Origin of the sequence: Bradyrhizobium sp. CIR48, assembly GCF_014198315.1 — a bacterium.
Taxonomy (GTDB): Bacteria; Pseudomonadota; Alphaproteobacteria; order Rhizobiales; family Xanthobacteraceae; genus Bradyrhizobium.
The window spans coordinates 18,381-39,124 of record NZ_JACIHG010000002.1 but is presented as its reverse complement, the minus strand read 5'-3'; the positions used below and the strand labels follow the sequence as shown (position 1 = coordinate 39,124).

Here is a 20,744-nt window from a genome sequence, read left to right as displayed (position 1 = left end):
AGCCGCAATCGGCTTGAGGCCGTCACACGATCAGATCGTGCGACACATGGCCGTGAACGGCACCTGCCGGGAAAGGTGAATCAACATCGGACGGCGATGCTTCAGGCATGAATGCCGGCTCGGATCCATGGAATTCCCCAGCGTGCTCGTGATGACCGACGAAGTCTGAGAGATGATCCAACACTGCGCCGTGCAGTGAGCCTTGCGACGCGACATCCCTGAACTGGAACGAGTCGCCGAGCTGAAGCGGATTGGCAGGCTTTGATCCAGACGCTTCCAGGGACGGGTTGTGCTGGTCCGCCCCGCTTGAGAGCGAATGGTTGGCGCCGCCGGTCGATGACTTCAGGAGGCTTGGGTTCAGCAGGATTGGGTTGAACGTCGTGTCTGCCGTTTCACCACTGGTATAACCATGGGCATGAGCCGCCTGGGCGGCGCCTCTTGATGACGCGACGCCGTCATTCCCTGCATCGTGTCCGAGCGCAAGCCCGCTACCGACGTGCTGTCCGGCAGCGTCGTGGGCAAAATTCAGCATGGCGACGTCAGGCATCTGGCCGCTTGCGGCAACCGCGCCATTTTTGAACCCGGTCGGGTTGTTAAAGACAAAGCTGGCCTCGGTGAGTGGGATCACGTGCTGCACGATCAAAGACAGTCCGCTGGCTGAGGGAGCTGCCGTGTCGCTTCGGAGCGTTTCGGTCGCGAGCATTTGCGTTTCGTCTGAACTGGACAAGCTGGAATATTCGGCCTGTCCGATCTGGTCCCAGTTCGAATCGAGGCTGTAGGTCGCCTCGGTCGATTGGATGGTCGAACTCTCTGCAGCGAGAAGCGTGCCGTCGGCGCTGCCGGAGTCGGACAAGCCTTCGGAAGTGATCGTCATCACGGCGGTCGCGTCACCCTGCGAGGTTGCGATGAGGTCGAGCAGCTCGCCGGCAACCGCCGTCGCAGGTGCCGCTGCCGGCGCCGTGATGAAGTCCGACGCGTCGATGGTGGCGATGCCCTGCAAATGGATTTCGAGCAGACTGGAATCGCCGACGTGCAGGGTCTGGTCCGTTGAATTGACGTACACGATCGTTTCATTCGCCGCACTGTCGTAGAGCCAGGCGATCGTATGTGCCGGCACGGCCGTGCTGGTTGAGCTCAATGCCAATATGGCGAACCCAAGCGCGCCCATGGCGGTCAAGTCGATCTTGTCCGCTCCCGATGCAAAGTCGGTGATGGTGTCGAACTGGCTTGCGTTGGAATCGGCTACGAACAAGTAAGCGAAACGGTCGTTCCCATTGCTGCCGGTGAGCTGGTCCGCACCAAATCCGCCCGTTATGGTGTCGGCGCCGTTGTTGCCGTTGATCGTATCGTTGCCCGAGCCGCCGAAGATGGTGTCATCCCCATCGTTGCCTTTGATCGTGTCATTGCCTGATCCGCTGTAGAGAACGTCGGCTTTACCAGTGCCATTGACGGTATCGCTGCCGGCTCCCGCGTAGATGATCTGACCTGTGTCGCCGCCGCCGGCAATGGTTTCGCTCCCCGGCGTTCCATACACGTTGGGGGGATCGGAGATCACGGCAGATCCGGTGGCCAAATTATCAAAATCGTTCGGGTCTGCGTCGCTGGCGCCATGAATGGCGACGGTCACCGTCTGTGACGTACCGTCGATGGCAGTTATCGAGAAGGTGTCCGTCAAGGTGTCGCCGACATCGAGCGCCTGAACCACGGTGTTGTTGTTATCGAGGGTGTAAGTCCATACGCCGGCTGCGGTCATCGTGAAGGTGCCGTATCCGCCGTCACTCGCAGCCGGCGAAGAGACTGCGGTGAACGTGTTCGGAGCGTTGTCGACGTCCGTATCGGTGAGCGTGCCGGTCGCGATGGGAACGCCGGGTGAGAAAGTTCCCGCCTCCGTCACTGAGCCGGTCGTGGTGCCGGAAATGAGGGCGGCATCGTTGCTGCCCTGAATGGTAATCGTCACCACCTGCGGCGTACCGTCGAGGGTCGTGACAGTGAAGCTGTCGGTGAGCGTGCCGCCGACATTGAGCGCCTGCACCGCGCCGCTGGCGTTGTCGAGCGTGTAGGTCCACACGCCGGCGGCGGTTATCGTAAAGGTGCCGAAACCGCTGATGCTTGCCTTCGGCGAGGTCACTGCCGTGAAGGTATTGGATGGATTGTCGACGTCAGCCGCAAGCAGCGTGCCGGTTGCGCTCGGAGTACCGGGCGTCGCGTTGGCAAGGCCTCCAGCCTCGGTCACCGAGCCGGTCGTCATGCCGGAAATGACGGCAGCATCGTTGGTGCCATGGATGGTGACCGTCACCACCTGAGCGGTTCCGTCCAGCGTGGTCACCGCAAAACTGTCGGTCAGCGTCTCGCCTGAATTGAGCGCCTGCACTGCCCCGTTGGCGTCGTCGAGCGTATAGGTCCACACGCCCGCTGCCGTCATGGTGAAGGTGCCGTAGCCCGCCTCGCTTGCCTTGGGCAAGCTGACGGGCGTAAAGGCGTTTGCGGTGGTGTCGACGTCGACGTCGGTGAGCGTGCCGGTCGCGATGGGTGTGCCGGGGTTTGCATTGGCGGTGCCGCCGGCTTCGATAACTGCACCGGTCGTCTCACCGGAGATGATCGCCGCGTCACTGGTCCCGTGGATGGTGATCGTCACCACCTGTGGGGTGCCTCCGATCGAGGTCACCGTGAAGCTGTCGGTCAACGTCTCGCCGGCATTGAGTGCCTGCACTGCGAGGTTGGCATTGTCCAAGGTGTAGGTCCACACGCCGGCAGCCGTCATCGTGAAGGTGCCATAGCCACCGGCGCTCGCGGTTGGCGAACTCACGGCGGTGAACGTATTGGGCGGATCGTCGACGTCGGTATCGGAAAGGGTGCCGGTTGCAATCGGCGTGCCGGGCGTTCCATTGGCGATGCCGCCAGCCTCGATGATCGAACCGGTCGTGGTGCCGGAGATGATTGCAGCGTCGTTGACACCGTTGATGGTGATCGTGAAGGTCTGGGTGACGGAGGTGAGTCCGTCGGAGACGGTGATAACGAAACCGTCGGTCGTAGGCGCCTTCAGCGCGTTGATTGCGGCATTGTCGGGCACGAACGTATAAGCGCCGCTCGTGCTGTTGACGTAGAGAATCCCGTAGGAACTTGTCTTCGACAGATCGTACGTCACTCCATCCAGAACCGTACTGCCGGCGCTGGCCCCGATGATGCCGAAGGTCAGATTGCCACCGCCGCTGGTGCTACTGGCACTGAAGGTTCCCGTCGTCGCCGTGAATGTGTCAAACACGACCGTATCGAGCTCGATTGGCCCAGCCCCGGTGCTGAGAGTCGGCGGTACAGGGTCCACCAGCGCGAAAGTGATGGGTGGCAACGTGGTCGGCAAGATCTGCAGCGTGGGCGCATCCGGCTGAATGAAATTGATCGGCTGCAGTGGCTGGGGTTTGACGAAGAAAGGCGTGCTCGAGCCACGGGGCCCTTGTTCTCCTAGATTGGCGAGCACATCCTGTTGGGCGGCGCGCAACTCCTCCATGCGAGCCGCCGTATTCGCGACCTGATTGACGCTGATGGTGGATCCCACCTTCTTGATGACGATCGTCTCGCCGGGATCTTCGACGATGATGTGTCGCGGGACCCGCTCCTTGGTCACGAGCTCAAATGCGCCGTGCGCAAGGTCCTTGTAGGTAATGGAGTCGTCATCCAGGAATGTGACATCCGGATCCGCCGCCTCGGCATTCTGCGCGGCCGAGAAAGTCAATGCAGCAAGTGTCAGCATCCCGAAACCGCCCGCGTGGCCCCGGGCGCGAATGCCTGCAATGGGCGTATTCAGCCGGAGCGCTCCGGTTTCCGCCAGCCGGCCCGGTACGAAACCGAAGCTCCCTCGGGTCACGTCGAACAAGGCTGCAGATGGCATGCCTTCGACGTCGAAGACGAACTCGCTCAGCACAACATGAGTGCCGCAGGCGATGTTGAAAAAAGTACCGTCGATGAAGCCAATTGTGATCCGCCCGTCGGCGTCGGTTTCCAGCACGTCGCCCCGACAGATAGGCGCACCAGCTACCGCCTGTGTGGCGACACCGCTCGCTCGCGTAAGCGCACAGCAACCGACCACAGTATGAATATGGCCGATGAGCTCGACGGGCAGGGCCATGGTGGCCCCGTTATCAGCGTGGATGCCGGATGCAACTAACATGGCTCGACCTCGCCTGGGTGATCGATTCAGGCTCGGCGTGCTGCCATAATCCTGCTCGGGCCCTCGCCAAGGGACAAAATTTCCTGGGCGCTGGCAGCCCGAAGGCTTGCCCGCCGAAATAATCAAGTCTGATCGAGAGAGACGCATTGCGCGGGGGGACGGCGACGCGTACCGCCATTCCCGCCGTGCCCCCTCCCGCCAATGTGATTAAATTGACAAACGGAACGCATTTAATTTGTGGCGCTTGCGTAGTGCCGGAGATAAATTAGGCTGGTTAATAGAATTAAACAACAATTATATTTGCTATGGCTGCGCTACGCGGTTCAAGAAATGGGCCACCGATAGCGACAAGATCTTCTCAGAAAGGGGGGATCATGTGCAGACCTACGATAGCTGCTTTGGCGATTGGTCTTGTTTTGGCGCTTGCCAATTTCTCGCCGAGCGCGGCTCAAGCGCAGAGCGATTCCGCCAAGCCCGCCGTCGCGGCCTCATCGCCGAAACCGATTGGGAAGGTGGTGGTGGTCTCAGGCTCGGTCACGATCGAACACGCGGGCGCAGTGATTGTTCAGGCGAATGTGTCGAGTGACCCTGGCCGCACCAACACGGGTGATCCCGTATATCTTGGTGACGTGGTGTACACCGGCGCCGACGGCCGCGTCGGCATCAACTTTACCGACGGCAGCTCGTTCAATCTATCGAGCAACGCCCGTATGGTGCTGGATCATTATGTGTATGAGCCGGCCGGCAAGTCCAATGCGACTCTGTTCAATCTCGCCAAGGGAACATTTACTTTTGTTGCGGGCGGGGTCGCAAAGACCGGCGACATGAAGGTCGATACTCCCGTCGCCACGCTGGGGATTCGAGGCACGACGCCGCATGTCGAGATTTCGGACGATGGGTCAGTCAAAATTTCGACCCTGATCGAAGAGGGCAAGAGCAAGCTCTTGAAGAAGCCGTCGACATCCGCGGCGCCGGAGCCCGATCGAAGCCTCAATCGGAGACTCAACATCTGTCGGGGGTGCTGAGAAACTTGCTTGGCCCGAAGCCGCCGCGACGCCGCAGTGCCGGCCGGCACTGAGATCAGGATTGGCGCTTCGTTCGCCGTCGGTGTCGGACACTTGGTGTGGAAATGACCGCAAGAGCCAGTTTCATCAAGGCCGTGATGCTCATTCTTGTCCTTGGGCTGTCCAGTTCGTCGGGCTGGGCACAGAAGAAGGGCAGCTCCCTCAAGAATGTTGAACTGTGCAACGGCTCGGACCGCGTGTCACCCGAAGCTCGGATCGATGGCTGCACGGCGTTTATCGATGCGGGCGAGGGAGTGGTGAACGGCTTCGTTATCGCCTACAACAACAGGGGAAATGCCTATAGCGCCAAAGCCGACTACGAACGCGCGATCAAGGATTTCGTCGAAGCGACCAGGCTTGATCCGACTTATGCGAAAGCCTTCAACAACCTCGGCGTGGCCTATCTGAGAACGGGGGCGCGCGATCTGGCGATCGGCGCCTTTGAGGAGGCGCTCAAGCTCAACCCGAACTATGGCGCGGCTTTTGCCAACCGTGCGGCGGCCTACCTGCAGGGGAACGCGTACGACCGCGCAGCGCGGGACTATGACGAGGCAATTCGCCTTGATCCGAAGCTGGAGGCGGCGCGGAGCGGACGCTGTTGGACCCGAGCCGTCCTTGGCGCTCTGCAGGCTGCGCTGGAGGATTGCGATATTGTGCTTCGATCGGGAGCAAACAGCGCGGCAACATACGACTCGCGCGCTCTCATTAATCTGAAAATGGGGCAATTCTCCGCGGCGATGGTCGACTACAACTCAGCGCTGCAGTTGGCGCCCAAGCTTGCGAGCGCGCTCTACGGCCGAGGGATTGCCAGATTCAAGCTCGGCGACGCAGTTGGTGGTCAAAGCGATATCTCGGCGGCCAGAAAAATCGACGCTGGGATCGACGAAGCCTTTGTCCGCTATGGGGTGCCCGTGAAGGGACTGGCCGACCGCGACAGCACCGTCTTGCAGGTGTTAACGAAGCCTTAACCATCGGTGTCTCAAATTCAGACCCGGCGGATTCGCCCACGCTCGATGCGGCACGGCGTGCTGCCTCCAAAGCAAATCAAGATATAGCATTAACAAGTCCTTAATTGGCGGGACCTACAGTCGACGGCATGGGCCGGCCTTGATGCCGGCATGGACCGCCGAACCGGAAGAAATGCCGCCAATGGCGCGAAAGGCTGCCGCTGGATTTGTGTCGCGAGCCCGCGCCTTGGCGCCGGGGCTGTCGCGTCATGTCCGAACGGCGGGCGCGCTGGCGGCCTGCCTGCTGATCGGTCTCGGTGCGCCTGCCCGGGCGGCCGATCCGATCAGGGGCGAGGCGAGCTTTTCGGCCGGCGGCGGCTTTGCCCGTCTCGTCATCAAGCTCGGCGAGGACGTCCCCTCCGAGGTGACGACGGCAGGCTCCATCCTCATCATCCGCTTCGACCGCGCGGTTGACGTTCCCGTCGACCGCGTTCCCGAAGGCGCGCCCGATTACGTCAACTCAGCGCGCCGCGATCCTGATGGCGGCGCCATCCGCCTGTCGCTGGCGCGGCGCGTCACCGTCAACACCATGAATGCCGGCGAGCGCACCTTCGTCGACCTGTTGCCGGAGGGCTGGAAGGGACCGCCGCCGAGCCTGCCGATGGATGTGGTCAAGGAGCTCGCCGAGCGCGCCCGCGTGGCCGAGCGCGCGCTGCGCGCCCAGCGCGCCGCGGCCGAGACCAAGAAGCGTCCGCAGATCCGCGTGCGGGCCTCGGTGCAGCCGACCTTCGTGCGCTTCGTGTTCGAGATGCCCGACGGCGTCGGCGTCTCCTCCGTGCTCAACGAGCAGAAGCTCACGCTTGCCTTCAACGCCAACCTCAATTTCGATCTGGCGGACGCGGTGGTCGCGGCGCCGCCGAACGTCGCCTCGATCAAGCAGAAGGCCGACATCGATCAGACCAATGTCGAGATCGCGCTGATCGGCGATTCCGACGTGCATTCGTTCCGCGACGAGAAGAACTACGTCGTCGACGTCTCTTTCCAGCCCGACAAGGGCAAGACCGCCGCGACGGCCGAGGCGGCGATCGCGCAGATGAAGCCTGCCGGTCACGGACCGGCGCCCGCGCCCGACAAGCCCGCGGCCGAGAAGCCGAAGGAGGCCCATCGCGAGATCGCGCCGCCGACCTCCGAGACGATCGCGCGCGACGCCAAAATCGACGTCAAGCCCGAGGTGAGGCCGGAAGCGCCCGCCGCGATGCCGCCCGCTGAAGCGCCGAAACCGGCGCCGGCTGCCGCCACTGAGGCTGTGCACGCTCCGGAAGCGCCCAAGGAAATGGCGAAGGAAGCTGCGAAGCCCGCGCCGCCGGTTTCCGAGGCTGCGGCCGCGCCGGCCAAGCCGGTGCCTGCCGAAGCGCCGAAAGAGGCCGTGAAGGAAGCCGCCAAGGCTGCGCCCGCCGAGGCGCCGGCCGCGCCGCAGCCCACCGTCGCCAGCGTCGATGCGCGCCGCGACAGCGACGGCTTGCGCGTGACGTTCCCGATTCAGGTCGCAACACCGGCGGCCGCGTTCCGCCGCGGCGACACGGTGTGGCTGGTGTTCGATACACCGAAGCCGATCGACGTCGAGGCGATCCGCGCCAGGGGCGGGGCGATGATCGGCGAGGTCGGCCGCATCCCGCTCGACAAGGGGCAGGCGGTGCGTATCCGTCTCACCCGCCCGCTGGTCTACTCGCTGGCGAGCGAGGAGGTCGGCAAGGAGACCAACTGGCTCCTGACGCTCGCCGACAAGATCCAGTCGACGCCGCTGCCGCTGATGATGTCGCGCAACATCACCGACCCCGCGCTCGCCAACATCGCAATCCCCTTCGCCAATCCGGGCCTGTTGCACAGATTCACCGACCCCGACGCCGGCGACGCGCTCTATGTCGTCACCGCGCAGCGGCCGGTGCGCGGCTTCATCAAGCGGCAGGACCTCGTCGATCTCTCGCTGCTGGAATCCGCGCACGGCATCGCGATCCGGCCGAACTCCGACGAGGTCGGCGTCGAGGTCGGCGCCGACAAGGTGATCCTCGGCAAGAAGGGCGGACTGACGCTGTCGCCGGTCGACATCTCCGCCGAGCGAGCGCCGACCGCAGTGCGCCCGATCTTCAGCCCCGAAGGCTGGCGCAAGGGTCAGTCGGACAACTTCATGACGCGTCAGAGCGACCTGATCACGGCGATCTCCAACGTCGAACCGGCACTGCGCTCGCTGCCGCGGCTCGATCTCGCGCAGTTCTACATGTCGCGCGCGATGTATCACGAAGCCAAGGCCGTGACCGAATTGATGCTGAGCGATCCGCTCAACAAGGAGGAGAGCGGCGCGCTGATCATGCATGCGATCGCCAGCATCCTGATCGGCCGGCCGGCGCAGGGCCTGAAGGACCTCGCCAATCCCGTGATCGGCAACAGCCACGATTCCCAGCTCTGGAAGGCGCTCGCCTATGCACGCCAGGGCAAATGGGCCGATGCGCGTGAAAAATTCAAGAACGTCGAATTCGCCATCGCCTCGCTGCCGCTCGACATCCAGCGCATCGTGACGATGGACGCGATGCGCGCCTCGCTCGAGGTGAAGGACTATGCCGGCGCCTCCAAGCGCCGCAGCGAGCTCGAGGTCGTCGGCGTCTCGCCCGAGGCCGCGCCCGGCTTCGCCGTGCTGCGCGGCCGGCTCGCCGAGGCGCTCGGCCACGACAAGGACGCGCTCGACGACTACAAGTTCGCGGCCGCCTCGGCCGATCGGCCGGCTGCGGCCGAGGCCAAGCAGCTCGAGGTCGCGCTGCGGCAGAAGCGCGACGAGATCAGCAAGGAAGACGCGCTGCGCGAGCTCGAGACCCTGTCCATGACCTGGCGCGGCGACGCGATCGAGGTCAAGACGCTGCAGATGCTGTCGCAGATGTTTGCCGAGAACGGGCGCTACCGCGATGCGCTCACCGCGGCGCGCACCGCGACCAGGCTGCAGCCGAACGCCGAAGCCTCGCGCCAGGCGCAGGATCTCGCCTCGGACCTGTTCACCAAGATCTTCCTGGGACCGAAGGGCGACGAGCTGCCGCCGGTCGAGGCGCTCGGGATGTTCTACGAATTCCGTGAGCTGACGCCGATCGGCCGGCGCGGCGACGAGCTGATCCGCCGTCTCGCCGACCGTCTCGCCTCGATTGACTTGCTCGACCAGGCCGCCGAGCTGCTGCAATATCAGGTCGATCACCGCCTCGAAGGTGCTGCGCGCGCCCAAGTCGCCGCGCGCCTGTCCATGATCTATCTCGCCAACCGCAAGCCCGACATGGCGATCACCGCGCTGCGCGCGAGCCGCATCAGCGATCTCTCCGGCGAGCTCAGGCAGCAGCGCCTGCTGCTGGAAGCGCGCGCGCAGAGCGACGTCGGCCGCCACGATCTCGCGCTCGACATCGTCTCCAACGTCTCCGGGCGCGAAGTGCTGCGCCTGCGTTCCGACATCTTCTGGGCGGGGCGGCGCTGGCGCGAGTCCGCCGAGCAGATCGAGCTTTATTACGGCGAGCGCTTCCGCGACTTCAAGCCGCTCAACGCGGTGGAGAAGAGCGACATCATCCGCGCCGCCGTCGGCTATGCGCTCGCCGACGACTCGATCGGCCTGTCGCGCTTCCGCGAGAAATACGCGCCGCTGATGAGCGAGAGCGCCGACCGTCTCGCCTTCGACATGGCCAGCAAGCCGGCCGCGGCCTCCAGCGCCGAATTCGCCGAGATCGCCAAGTTGGCTGCCAGCGTCGACACGCTCGACGGCTTCCTGCGCGAGATGAAGCAGCGCTTCCCCGACGCCACCGCCCGCGCCCCTGGCTCACCGCAGGCCAAGGAACAAGCCGACCACACCGGCTCGCTGCCGACGATCCCCGTCGTGCGACAGATCAAGATGACGCGGTAGGACTGCTGCCCGCGCGAAGCGCGGCCCGCGACTCCGCCTCACCCTCCGTAACTCTGCACCAGGCTTCCGGCCACCAGCGACCAGCCGTCGACCAGCACGAAGAAGATCAGCTTGAACGGCAGTGAGATCGTTGCCGGGGGCAGCATCATCATGCCCATCGACATCAGCACCGAGGCGACGACGAGGTCGATGATCAGGAAGGGCAGGAACAGCAGGAAGCCGATCTCGAAGGCGCGCTTCAGCTCGGAGATCATGAAGGCGGGGACCAAGATGCGCAGTGCGAGGTCGTCGGGGGTGGCCGGCGGTGCCTCGCCCGAGAGATCCAGGAACAGCTTGAGGTCCTTTTCGCGCACGTTCTTCTGCATGAAGCCGCGCAAGGGAACGGAGGCGCGCTGCAGTGCGTCCTCGACGCCGATCTGGTTGGCGACCAGCGGGCGAATGCCGTCGTCGTAGGATTTTTGCAGGACCGGTCCCATCACGAAGAAGGTGAGGAACATCGCCAGCGCGATGATCACCGAGTTCGGCGGAGCGGTCGCCGTGCCCAACGCCGTGCGCAGCAGCGACAGCACGACCACGATGCGCGTGAACGACGTCATCATGATCAGGATCGACGGCGCGATCGACAGCACGGTGAGCAGCGCGATCAGCTGAATCGCGCGCTCGGTGACGCCGCCGCCGCCAGCGCCGCCGCCGAGATTGATGCTGATGTCCTGCGCATGCGCCGGCATCGCTGCCGATGCCGCGCCGATCAGGACAGAAAGAAAAACAACTCTACGCGGGAGGGACGGCAGCCTCACGAAGACGGCTTCGGACGGCCAAGCAGGGAGGCCATCTCGTCTTCGAGATTTTCAAAGCTGGTCTTTTCCGTGGCCGGCTTTGCGGGCGGGGCCGGTGGGGCCGGCGGCTCGCTGCGTGCGGCGCGGGGCGGCGGCGCAGGCGGTTCGGGCGCAACCGGAGGCGCGACCGTCTCGCCGGCCGGGCGACGCAAGGCTGCCTCCAGCCGCTGCGCCATCTCGGCGAGATTCTGCTCGGCGCTGGAGGGGGACGCGGCGGGAGCCGTCGGCGGAACAGGCGGAGCCTGCGGCACCGGCGGAGGAGGCGGCGGGGCAGGTGCGCGCTCGGCGCGCACCGGCGGCATCTTCGGCGGCTCACTCTGGCGCGGCGGCCGCGGCATCAGCGGCGGCTCGCTGCGCGGAACGCGCGGCGGCAGCGGCTCGGGCCGCGGTTCGCGCTCGGGGCGCGGCGCGATCGGCTCGGCCGTGAAGCCGGCGAGGGGATCGCTGCGGCGTTCGGCAAGCGCGGGAGCGGGCCGGCGCACCTCGTCGGCGAAGGACGGGCGCGCGGGCCGCTGCGGCGGCTCGGGCATTTGCGGCTCGGGATGGTCGAGCAGTTCGGGCCGCGGTGCTTCGTCGGCCCAGCTGCTGGTATCCGGCATGGGCGCGAGCCGCGGCGGTTCCGCGGCGTTCGGACGCTGCGGAAGCTGGTCGCGGCCGGGCGCGGCGCGAACGATATTGGGTTCGACGACGATATCGGTGGGCCCACCGATCATCAGGAGATGCTCGACATTGTCACGCCGGACCAGCACCAGGCGGCGCCGACCGTCGACCGCGGCAGCGTCGATCACCGCGAGCCTGGGCATCCTGCCGCGCTGGGTGTTGGCGCCGACCCGGCTGCCGGCGAATCGGCGAACCAGCCAGGCAGCGACGCCGATCAACGCCAGAACGACGATGAACGCGACGATGAAGGTGATAGGGCTGCCTTGCATACTTGTCCCCGACAAATGGCGCTGTTCTCGTGCCCATGGTCAGACGCGCCAACCACCGGCTTAACGATGCCCCAAACTGCGATCTCTTAACGTCCCACGGCAAGTTTTGCCGTCCCCAACTCTTAATAACCTATGAATCGCCCGATCCAAAACGACTTCTTGGCCCGTGCATGCGCCGCCAAATGGTTGGGTTAATGCCATTTTTGGACGCGTAGAATCACGGGGCGCAAAATAGTGTCCCGCCCGGGGACACGCCGCGAGGGCGTCCTTAACCAGCTGTTAACCATACACGCGGCAAATTCTGCCTAGTTGCGGACCTCAAGGTTCGCAAGAGGCGGAAGGAGCCGCGACGATGTCCATCAACGACCTCCCGGTACTGTCGGCGCTTCGCACCAAGATGCAGTGGCACCAGGAGCGCCAGCGCGTCCTGTCCGAGAACGTCTCCAACTCCGACACGCCCAAATTCCGGCCGCGCGACCTGGTCGAGCCGAAGCTCGACAAGTCCGGGGCGGTCACCGGCTCGATGGGCCCCCTCGCGCTCGCCCGCACCAGCGGTTCTCACATGACGCCGTCGGGAGCCCCTTCCGGATTCGACCAGAACAGGAACGCGGGGTTCGAGACCCGCCCCGCGGGCAACGCCGTCAATCTCGAAGAGGAGATGATGAAGGCGGCCAGCAACCAGATGGACTACGCGGCGGCGACCTCGCTCTATTCGAAGAGCCTGCATCTGCTCAAGACCGCGATCGGCAAGGGCTAGCCGCATGATCCGGGAACAGAACAGCTAGAGGAGGCGCATCATGGCCAATGACAGCAGCGACTTTGCCCGCTCGATGGCGATCGCAACCTCCGGTCTGCGGGCGCAAGCCGGCCGCATGCGGGTGATCTCGGAAAACATCGCGAACGCGGATTCGACCTCGCAGACCGCCGGTGGCGATCCCTATCGACGCAAGGTTCCGACCTTCTCCTCCGCGCTCGACCGCACGCTCGACGCGCAGGTCGTCACCCTCGGCAAGATCAAGCCCGACCAGTCGAGCTTCCGCGTCAAATACGAGCCGAACAATCCGGTCGCCGACGCCAGCGGCAACGTCAAATACCCCAACGTGAACTCAGTGGTCGAGATGACCGACATGCGCGATGCGCAGCGGTCCTACGAGGCCAATCTCAACATCATCAGTGCGACGCGCCGGATGATCCAGCGCACGCTCGACATCCTCAAGAGCTGAACAGGACAATTGAGCCATGGCATCACCGACAATCGCGGCCAACGCTTATGCCAACCTCGCCCGGGTGCTGGAGAACAGCGGTGCCGGCAAAGCCACCGAGGCCGGCGGGCAATCCTTTGCCTCGATGCTGAAGGACGCCGTCGGCAGCGTCATGGAGTCCGGCCGCAAGTCGGATGCGCAGACCGTGGCGATGGCCTCCGGCAAGGCCAACGTGATGGACGTGGTGACGGCGGTGGCGGACACCGACGTCGCGGTGTCCACCCTGGTCTCGGTCCGCGACCGCGTGATCGCGGCGTATGAAGACATCATGAAGATGCCGATCTGATTTTGGCGAATGGTGAGTAGCGAATGGCGAATGGGGACGTCTCCGATTCGCCATTCGCATTTCCCGGCACGTCAGACAACCAATAGCGAGTATCAAGCAATGACCGGACCCGAGACCCTCGACGTTGCGCGCGATGCGATCTGGACGATCGTGATCGTGTCCTCCCCCCTGATGGTGGTCGGTCTGGTGGTCGGCGTCATCGTGTCGCTGTTCCAGGCGCTGACGCAGATCCAGGAGCAGACGCTGATCTACGTGCCGAAGATCCTCGCCATCTTTGCCACGATGCTGCTGGCGCTGCCGTTCATGGCCGACGCGCTCCACGCCCACATGCTGCGGATCTCGTCGCGAATCATCGGCGGCTGAGGCAAGATGCGTCAATTATGCGCATCGACGTCTCGCTGCTGCCGGCGCTCGCCGCTTCCTTCATGCTCGCCTTCGCCCGGGTCGGTGCGATGGTGATGCTGTTGCCGGGGCTGGGCGAGACCAATATTCCGACGCGGATCAAGCTGTCGATCGCACTGCTGCTCACGCTGATCATCCTGCCGCTGCATCGCAACGCCTACCAGGTCGACATGGGTTCGCTCGCGCCGCTCCTGGTCCTGATGCTGCATGAGATCGCGATCGGAATCGTGCTGGGCGCGACCGCGCGCGTGACGCTCTCGGCGCTCCAGGTTGCGGGATCGGTGATCGCGCAGCAGATGGGGCTCGGTTTCGTCACCTCGGTCGACCCGACGCAGGGCCAGCAGGGCGTGCTGGTCGGCAACTTCCTGACCATCCTCGGGGTAACGCTGCTGTTCGCCACCGACAGCCATCATCTGGTGATCGCGGCGCTGAACGACAGCTACACGATCTTCTCGCCGGGTGAGACCATATCAAGCGGCGATGTGGCCTCGCTCGCGACGCGCGCCTTCGCCGCCGCGTTCCGCCTGGGCCTGCAGCTCTCGGGGCCGTTTCTGGTGTTCGGCCTGGTCTTCAACATCGGCCTTGGCGTGCTGGCGCGGCTGATGCCGCAGATGCAGGTCTATTTCGTCGGTGTGCCGCTCTCGATCTTCGCGGGCTTCCTGGTGCTCGCCGTGGTGCTCACGGCGATGATGGGGACGTATCTGGATTACTTCATCGGTGTCATGCACCAGTTGATGCCGCTGAGGTCACGGTAGATCGATGGCAGAAGACAAGGACCCAGAGAGTCAAACAGAAGACCCGACGCAAAAGCGTCTGGACGACGCGCTCGAACGCGGCGACGTCGCCAAGAGCCAGGAGATCAACACCTGGTTCATGATGGCGGGCGGCACGCTCGTGGTCTCGACCTTTTCGGGCTCGGTGGGCAGCGGGCTGCTGACGCCGATGCGCAACCTGCTCGCCAATTCCTGGATGATCAAGACCGACGGCAAGGCCCTGCTCGCGCTGATGCAGCAGATCGAGTTCGCCCTGCTCGCGGCGATCGGCGTGCCTCTCTTCTTGCTGATGCTGGCGGCGATTGCCGGCAACATGCTGCAGCACCGCTTGGTCTGGTCGACCGAATCCCTGACGCCGAAGTTCAGCAAGATCTCGCCCGGCGCCGGCTTCCAGCGCATCTTCGGCAAGCAGGCGGCGGCCAATTTTCTCAAGGGCATCGGCAAGCTGGTGCTGCTCGGCGTGGTCATGACCATGATCCTGTGGCCGGAGCGGCATCGCATGGAGGCGATGGTCAGGCTCGATCCGGCCGCCATGCTCGGCGCCAGCACCAGCATGACGATCCATCTGCTCGGTGCGGTGGTCGCCGCGCTCGCGATCGTCGCCATCGCCGACTATTTTTTCCAGTACAGAAGCTGGTTCCAGCGGCAGAAGATGTCGCTCCAGGAGATCAAGGAAGAGTTCAAGCAGTCCGAAGGCGATCCGCACATCAAGGGCAAGATCAGGCAGTTGCGGCAGCAGCGCGCCAAGAAGCGCATGATGGCGGCGGTTCCCAAGGCCGCGGTGATCATCACCAACCCGACCCACTATTCGGTGGCGCTGTCCTACGAGCGCGGCATGACGGCTCCGATCTGCGTCGCCAAGGGCGTCGACAATCTCGCCTTCAAGATCCGGGAGATCGCGCGCGAGCACGACATCCCGATCGTGGAGAACGTGCCGCTGGCACGCGCGCTCTATGCCACCGTCGAGATCGACCAGGAAATCCCGACCGAGCACTACCATGCGGTCGCCGAAGTCATCGGCTACGTCATGCGGCTGAAGCGCGGATTCAGCGCCGGGCGAGGATAAAACACCCGAAAAGTACCGGAAATGGCCGTAATCTGGGAATCAGCGTACCTTTCGTCCCCGCTGCCCTTGCACCTCAGGGTCCGATTCAGGCAGGGAGGACCCCACGCGCCCCGTAGCGCGTTGATTCTCTGCCGACAGGCTGCGCCAGCTTGAGATGACCGCCGAGACCGACCACGACCTCACCCGCGAGCCCGTTGCGACGCACGAGCCGTCGCCGCGCTCGGGCAGCATTGCGCTGGTGCTGCTGGTGGCTGCCGGCCTCGTCGCCGTCGCCGTCGGGCTGATGACGCTCGGGCGCGCGCAGGCGCAGCCCTATATCCTCGGCATCCTCGCCGTGCTGGCGATGGTCGGCCTGTTCAACCTGTTCGCCTTCGCCGCCGGGATCATCCGTTTCGCCGACCGCAGTCTTGATGACCCGGTCGTGGGCCGCATCGCCGATCACGGGTTCGACGGCCTCGCCGTGACCGATGCGCGCGGCCACGTGGTCTATTCCAACGCCGCCTATCTGACGCTGACCGGCGCGACCGGTCCGCAAGACGTGCGCCCGGTCGAGCGTGTCTTCATCGGCAACCCCGACGTCTCCGAAGCCGTGTTCCGCCTGCTCAAGGCCGCGCGCGAAGGCAAACGGCAGCAGGAAGAGGTCCGCATCTCCGGCCAGGACGGCAGCCAGGGCCGCTGGCTGCGCATGCGGGTGCGCCCGCTCGGCACCGGCAAGCGCGAGGCGAAATACGCGGTGTGGTCGATTGCCGACATCACCCGCGACCGCGAGCGCCAGGAGGACGTGTTCCAGGAGCTCCAGCACGCCATCGAATATCTCGATCACGCGCCGTGCGGCTTCTTCTCGGTCAATCCGGCCGGCGAGCTCGCTTACGTCAACGCGACGCTGGCGAACTGGCTCGACTACGACCTCGCCGAGATCGGCTCGGGCGGCCTGAAGCTGACCGACATCGTCTCCGGCGATGGCGCCTCGCTGCTCACCGCGATCGTGGCGGTGCCGGGCGAGGTGAAGACCGAGGTCTTCGACATCGACCTGCGGATGCGCACCGGCAAGACCATGCCGGTGCGGCTCTATCACAAGCTCGCCTTCGGCGCCGACGGCGCGCCGGGGCCGTCGCGCACGCTCGTCATCAGCCGCGCCCGCGACGAGCGCAGCGATCCCGATCGCGCCGCCGAAGTGCGCTTCATGCGCTTCTTCGACCATACGCCGATGGCGATCGCGACCGTCGACCGTGCCGGCAATGTCGTGCGCGCCAATGCGCGCTACGCCAAGCTCGGCCAGGCGCTCGGGCTCGACAGCGCCTCCAAGTCGATCTTCCGCGCGGTCAATTCGCGCGACCGGCACCTCCTGATCGCGGCCATCAACCAGGCCGCCGACGGCCAGGCCGACATCGCCCCGGTCGAGGTGGCGCTGGAAGGGACTAAGGAGCGCTGGGGCCAGTTCTTCGTCACGCCGGTCGATGCGGCCGAGAACGAGGCGGAAGCCGCCATCGTGCACATGCTCGAGACCACCGAGCGGCGCGCGCTGGAGAACCAGATCAACCAGTCGCAGAAGATGGAGACGGTCGGCCAGCTCGCCGGCGGCATCGCCCACGACTTCAACAACGTGCTCTCCGCCATCATGATGGCGAACGACTTCCTGCTGAACGCGCACAAGCCGACCGACCCGTCGTTCCAGGACATCATGCAGATCAAGCAGAACGCCACGCGGGCCGCGACCCTGGTGCGGCAGTTGCTGGCGTTCTCGCGGCGGCAGACGCTGCGGCCGCAGGTGCTCGATCTCGGCGATGCGCTGTCCGATCTCGCGATGCTGCTGCGCCGCCTGATCGGCGAGAAGGTCAAGCACGAGACCATCCACGGCCGCGACCTCTGGCCGGTCAAGGTCGACGTCTCCCAATTCGAGCAGGTAATCGTCAATCTCGCGGTGAACGCGCGCGATGCCATGCCCGACGGCGGCAAGCTGATCATCCGCACCGCCAACGTCACCGCGGAACAAGCGGCCAAGCTCGCCTACAAGGGCATGCCGGCCGCGGATTATGTCCGGATCGAGGTCGCCGACACCGGCACCGGCATTCCCGCCGACATCCGCGACAAGATTTTCGAGCCGTTCTTCTCGACCAAGGAAGTCGGCAAAGGCACCGGTCTCGGCCTTTCCACGGTCTACGGCATCGTCAAGCAGACCGGCGGCTTCATCTACGTCGATTCGGAGCCGGGCCAGGGCACCTCGTTCCATATCTTTCTGCCGCGTCACCATGCCGAGCCTGAAGCGCAGGTCGAGCAGCCGGCGGCTGTAGTCAGCGCGACCAGCGGCGCCGGCAAGGACGCCGCGGCGGCCGAGGCCAAGCCGCGCACCGATCTCACGGGGCAGGGCACCATCCTGCTGGTCGAGGACGAAGAGGGCCTGCGCGCGCTGAACGCACGCGGATTGCGCTCGCGCGGCTACACCGTGGTCGAGGCCGAGAACGGCGTCGAGGCCATGGAAGTGCTGGAGGAGCAGAGCGGCGCGATCGATCTCGTCGTCTCCGACGTCGTCATGCCCGAAATGGACGGCCCGACCTTGCTCAAGGCGATGCGCGAGAAGAACCCCGACATCAAGTTCATCTTCGTCTCCGGCTATGCCGAGGATGCGTTCGAGAAGAGCCTGCCCGAAGGCCAGCAGTTCGACTTCCTGCCGAAGCCGTTCACGCTCAGCCAGCTCGTGGCGGCGGTCAAGGAGACGATGGCGAAGCAGGGGTGAGGGTCGGCGGCGCACGCCGTTCGCCCCCTCCGTCATTGCGAGGAGCCCGCGACAAAATTGCGGAGCAATTTTGCGCTGGTGCGACGAAGCAATCCAGGGTCCTTCCGCGGAGGCAGTCTGGATTGCTTCGCTACGCTCGCAATGACGGGGAAATCTCGGCCCAAAACCGCCGGTATCCCGCGACCACGGTTCCCCGACGCACCCGGCCAAGCCCCCGCCAAATATGGGCTTTTGCCACATCCCCGCGACTGAGGGCCGCAGCCATAGGTTCCGAAACCGGCTTCACTTTTCGGGAAGTCTGCCCATCTTAGGCGCACGTCCCCATGCCGGGGATTTGGGAAACGCACATGAATTTCTCGCTACGCTCCCGCAGTCTCTTCAAGACGATCGCTGTCGTGCTGGCGCTTGCGCTGCCGACTGCGCTGGCGATCTCGTCTGCCGACGCGCGTGTCGGCGGCGGCGGCTCGTCCGGTTCGCGCGGCTCGCGCACCTATTCGGCCCCGCCCCCCACCACGACGGCGCCCGGCTCGGCCTCGCAGTTCAACCGCACCTACACCCAGCCGGGTGCAGGCATGAACTCGGCTGCTTCCGCGCCCGCGCGCGGCGGCCTGTTCGGCCGCGCCGGCGGCTTTATGGGCGGCCTCGCGGCCGGCTTCCTCGGCGCCGGCCTGCTCGGCATGCTGTTCGGCGGCGGCCTGTTCGGCGGCCTCGGCGGCCTGTCCTCGATCCTGGGCCTGATCATCCAGATCGCGCTCGTGGTGCTGGTGGTGCGGCTGGCGATGTCCTGGTGGCAGCGCCGTCACACGCCGCAGGCGGCCTATGCCAATGCCGACGCGGGCGCAGGTTCCGGACCGCAGCCGAACCAGCGCGGCGGTCTTGGTGGTGGTCTCGGCGGCTTCGGCTTCGGCGCGAACGCCAATAACGCGCCGCTTGAGATCAAGCCGGACGATTACGAGGCGTTCGAGCGCCTGCTCGGCGATGTCCAGACCGCATGGTCGAACGAGGACGTGGCCAAGCTGCACACGCTCGCGACGCCGGAGATGGTCTCCTATTTCGAGCAGGACCTCGCCCAGAACCGCGCGCGCAACGTCGTCAACAAGGTGACTGGCGTCAAGCTGCTGCAGGGCGACCTCGCGGAAGCCTGGCGCGAAGGCGAGACCGACTACGCCACGGTGGCACTGCGCTTCGCGCTCACCGACAAGACGCTCGACCGTAACAGCGGCACGGTCGTCGCCGGCAGCGAGCAGCCGGGCGAAGTCACCGAAGTCTGGACCTTTGCCCGACGGCCCGGCAGCGGCTGGGAATTGTCGGCGATCCAGCAGACCAACTGATTGCAAAGCGATTGAAGACAAGGGCGTCGTGCTTCCCTCACGGCGCCCTTTTCTTTTGTACCCCTTTCATCGCGGCATCGGAATAAGTGGGGGCGCATCGGGTTGAAATCAGGCGGCCAACGACAAACACAACGGGAGGACAAGATGATCCGTATCAAGAGATCCGTGACGATTTCAGCGCTCGCTGCGGCCTCGCTTGCATGCCTTGCGGCGCCAGCCGTGCAGGCACAGTCGGCCGACATGACGTTCTTCGTGACCTCCAATGGCCCGGGCAAGGGTGCCGATCTCGGCGGCCTGGAGGGAGCCGATGCACAGTGCGCGAGGCTCGCTCAGACCGCCGGCGCCGGTGCGAAGACCTGGCGCGCCTATCTCTCGACGCAGGCCGCCGACGGCAAGCCGGCCGTCAACGCGCGCGATCGCATCGGCAAGGGACCGTGGCAGAATGCCAAGGGCGCGGTCATTGCCAAGGATGTTGCCGAACTGCATGGCCTCGCCAACAACCTCACCAAGCAGACCGCGCTCAGCGAGAAGGCCGAGGGGATCAACGGTATGGGTGACCAGCCGAACCGGCACGACGTCCTCACGGGATCGCAACCAGACGGCACCGCGTTTGCCGGTCCGGACGATCGCACCTGCAAGAACTGGACGTCGAGCACGCAAGGCACCGCGATGGTCGGCCATTTCGATCGCCGCGGCCTGCGCGACGACGAACCGTCAAAGTCCTGGAACAGCTCGCACCCCTCGCGCGGTCCCGATGGTGGCTGCTCGCAGGCTGATTTGAAGAGCACCGGCGGCGACGGGCTGCTGTATTGTTTCGCTGCGAATTGAGTTTGGACGCAACTCTCTCCACCCGTCATTGCGAGCGCAGCGAAGCAATCCAGAATCTTTCCGCGAAGGCGGTCTGGATTGCTTCGTCGCTTCGCTCCTCGCAATGACGGAGTGTTTGGTGGCGCCGTTCCGTCTCACCCTGCCGGAACTCCGAGCCACATGCTACATTGGTCCGTACGTGTTCACGCTCACGGAC

At 64.9% G+C, this 20,744-nt stretch carries 15 protein-coding genes; 12 read left to right on the top strand and 3 right to left on the bottom strand.

The window, feature by feature from the left end; genetic code table 11:
- Window positions 1-22: 22 nt before the first annotated feature.
- Window positions 23-4,165: a VCBS domain-containing protein gene (locus GGD66_RS06670; RefSeq protein ID WP_246788778.1), complete on the bottom strand. Its 4,143-nt coding sequence runs from the start codon at window positions 4,163-4,165 to the stop codon at window positions 23-25.
- Window positions 4,166-4,563: 398 nt separating this feature from the next.
- Here GGD66_RS06670 and GGD66_RS06665 point away from each other — a divergent pair, with 398 nt between their 5' ends.
- The 3 genes from GGD66_RS06665 to GGD66_RS06655 all read left to right on the top strand — a co-directional run bounded on the left by GGD66_RS06665 (window position 4,564) and on the right by GGD66_RS06655 (window position 10,101).
- Window positions 4,564-5,190 (top strand): FecR family protein, encoded by a 627-nt coding sequence (locus tag GGD66_RS06665; RefSeq protein ID WP_312009933.1) that lies wholly within the window; start codon window positions 4,564-4,566, stop codon window positions 5,188-5,190.
- Between the two features lie 104 nt (window positions 5,191-5,294).
- A complete protein-coding gene (locus GGD66_RS06660) occupies window positions 5,295-6,197 on the top strand; it encodes a tetratricopeptide repeat protein (protein WP_210321507.1) in 903 nt (300 codons plus the stop codon).
- 181 nt (window positions 6,198-6,378) lie between these two features.
- Complete coding sequence (locus GGD66_RS06655) at window positions 6,379-10,101, top strand: tetratricopeptide repeat protein (RefSeq protein WP_183257181.1); 3,723 nt, start codon at window positions 6,379-6,381, stop codon at window positions 10,099-10,101.
- Between the two features lie 38 nt (window positions 10,102-10,139).
- On the opposite strand, the gene fliP is transcribed toward GGD66_RS06655, so the two are convergent.
- Both fliP and GGD66_RS06645 read right to left on the bottom strand, forming a co-directional pair.
- Entirely contained in the window at window positions 10,140-10,898 is a 759-nt protein-coding gene (fliP, locus tag GGD66_RS06650; RefSeq protein WP_028142765.1) for a flagellar type III secretion system pore protein FliP, read from the bottom strand.
- Window positions 10,895-11,866: a flagellar biosynthetic protein FliO gene (locus GGD66_RS06645; RefSeq protein ID WP_183257180.1), complete on the bottom strand. Its 972-nt coding sequence runs from the start codon at window positions 11,864-11,866 to the stop codon at window positions 10,895-10,897. Before GGD66_RS06645 ends, fliP begins: the two co-directional genes overlap by 4 nt.
- 352 nt (window positions 11,867-12,218) lie before the next feature.
- Between GGD66_RS06645 and flgB the strand changes: the two genes are divergently transcribed.
- The 9 genes from flgB to GGD66_RS06600 all read left to right on the top strand — a co-directional run bounded on the left by flgB (window position 12,219) and on the right by GGD66_RS06600 (window position 20,548).
- Window positions 12,219-12,623: a flagellar basal body rod protein FlgB gene (gene flgB, locus GGD66_RS06640; RefSeq protein ID WP_183257179.1), complete on the top strand. Its 405-nt coding sequence runs from the start codon at window positions 12,219-12,221 to the stop codon at window positions 12,621-12,623.
- A gap of 40 nt (window positions 12,624-12,663) precedes the next feature.
- Window positions 12,664-13,089 carry a flagellar basal body rod protein FlgC gene (gene flgC, locus GGD66_RS06635; RefSeq protein WP_092262712.1) on the top strand — a complete coding sequence of 142 codons (426 nt, stop codon included), beginning with the start codon at window positions 12,664-12,666 and terminating at the stop codon, window positions 13,087-13,089.
- Between the two features lie 16 nt (window positions 13,090-13,105).
- Entirely contained in the window at window positions 13,106-13,414 is a 309-nt protein-coding gene (fliE, locus tag GGD66_RS06630; protein WP_018321864.1) for a flagellar hook-basal body complex protein FliE, read from the top strand.
- Window positions 13,415-13,513: 99 nt separating this feature from the next.
- Window positions 13,514-13,777, top strand: a complete 264-nt coding sequence (gene fliQ / locus GGD66_RS06625; protein ID WP_018321865.1) for a flagellar biosynthesis protein FliQ — start codon at window positions 13,514-13,516, stop codon at window positions 13,775-13,777.
- 17 nt (window positions 13,778-13,794) lie between these two features.
- The gene (gene fliR, locus GGD66_RS06620) at window positions 13,795-14,571 is read left to right on the top strand and encodes a flagellar biosynthetic protein FliR (RefSeq protein ID WP_018321866.1); all 777 of its coding nucleotides are present in this window, start codon (window positions 13,795-13,797) and stop codon (window positions 14,569-14,571) included.
- A gap of 4 nt (window positions 14,572-14,575) precedes the next feature.
- Window positions 14,576-15,655, top strand: a complete 1,080-nt coding sequence (gene flhB / locus GGD66_RS06615) for a flagellar biosynthesis protein FlhB (RefSeq protein WP_018321867.1) — start codon at window positions 14,576-14,578, stop codon at window positions 15,653-15,655.
- 154 nt (window positions 15,656-15,809) lie between these two features.
- The gene (gene cckA / locus GGD66_RS06610; protein ID WP_018321868.1) at window positions 15,810-18,389 is read left to right on the top strand and encodes a cell cycle histidine kinase CckA; all 2,580 of its coding nucleotides are present in this window, start codon (window positions 15,810-15,812) and stop codon (window positions 18,387-18,389) included.
- Window positions 18,390-18,712: 323 nt separating this feature from the next.
- Window positions 18,713-19,720 (top strand): Tim44 domain-containing protein, encoded by a 1,008-nt coding sequence (locus GGD66_RS06605; RefSeq protein ID WP_183238599.1) that lies wholly within the window; start codon window positions 18,713-18,715, stop codon window positions 19,718-19,720.
- 144 nt (window positions 19,721-19,864) lie between these two features.
- Entirely contained in the window at window positions 19,865-20,548 is a 684-nt protein-coding gene (locus tag GGD66_RS06600; protein ID WP_183257177.1) for a lectin, read from the top strand.
- Window positions 20,549-20,744: the final 196 nt, after the last annotated feature.

Bases quoted from the DNA above. Each gene is read 5' to 3' on its own strand.
- flgB (WP_183257179.1), top strand. From the start codon at position 12,219: ATGTCCATCAACGACCTCCCGGTACTGTCGGCGCTTCGCACCAAGATG.
- fliE (WP_018321864.1), top strand. From the start codon at position 13,106: ATGGCATCACCGACAATCGCGGCCAACGCTTATGCCAACCTCGCCCGG.
- cckA (WP_018321868.1), top strand. From the start codon at position 15,810: ATGACCGCCGAGACCGACCACGACCTCACCCGCGAGCCCGTTGCGACG.
- flgC (WP_092262712.1), top strand. From the start codon at position 12,664: ATGGCCAATGACAGCAGCGACTTTGCCCGCTCGATGGCGATCGCAACC.
- GGD66_RS06655 (WP_183257181.1), top strand. From the start codon at position 6,379: ATGGCGCGAAAGGCTGCCGCTGGATTTGTGTCGCGAGCCCGCGCCTTG.
- flhB (WP_018321867.1), top strand. From the start codon at position 14,576: ATGGCAGAAGACAAGGACCCAGAGAGTCAAACAGAAGACCCGACGCAA.
- GGD66_RS06660 (WP_210321507.1), top strand. From the start codon at position 5,295: ATGACCGCAAGAGCCAGTTTCATCAAGGCCGTGATGCTCATTCTTGTC.
- fliQ (WP_018321865.1), top strand. From the start codon at position 13,514: ATGACCGGACCCGAGACCCTCGACGTTGCGCGCGATGCGATCTGGACG.
- GGD66_RS06600 (WP_183257177.1), top strand. From the start codon at position 19,865: ATGATCCGTATCAAGAGATCCGTGACGATTTCAGCGCTCGCTGCGGCC.
- GGD66_RS06645 (WP_183257180.1), bottom strand. From the start codon at position 11,866: ATGCAAGGCAGCCCTATCACCTTCATCGTCGCGTTCATCGTCGTTCTG.
- GGD66_RS06670 (WP_246788778.1), bottom strand. From the start codon at position 4,165: ATGTTAGTTGCATCCGGCATCCACGCTGATAACGGGGCCACCATGGCC.
- GGD66_RS06605 (WP_183238599.1), top strand. From the start codon at position 18,713: ATGCCGGGGATTTGGGAAACGCACATGAATTTCTCGCTACGCTCCCGC.
- fliR (WP_018321866.1), top strand. From the start codon at position 13,795: ATGCGCATCGACGTCTCGCTGCTGCCGGCGCTCGCCGCTTCCTTCATG.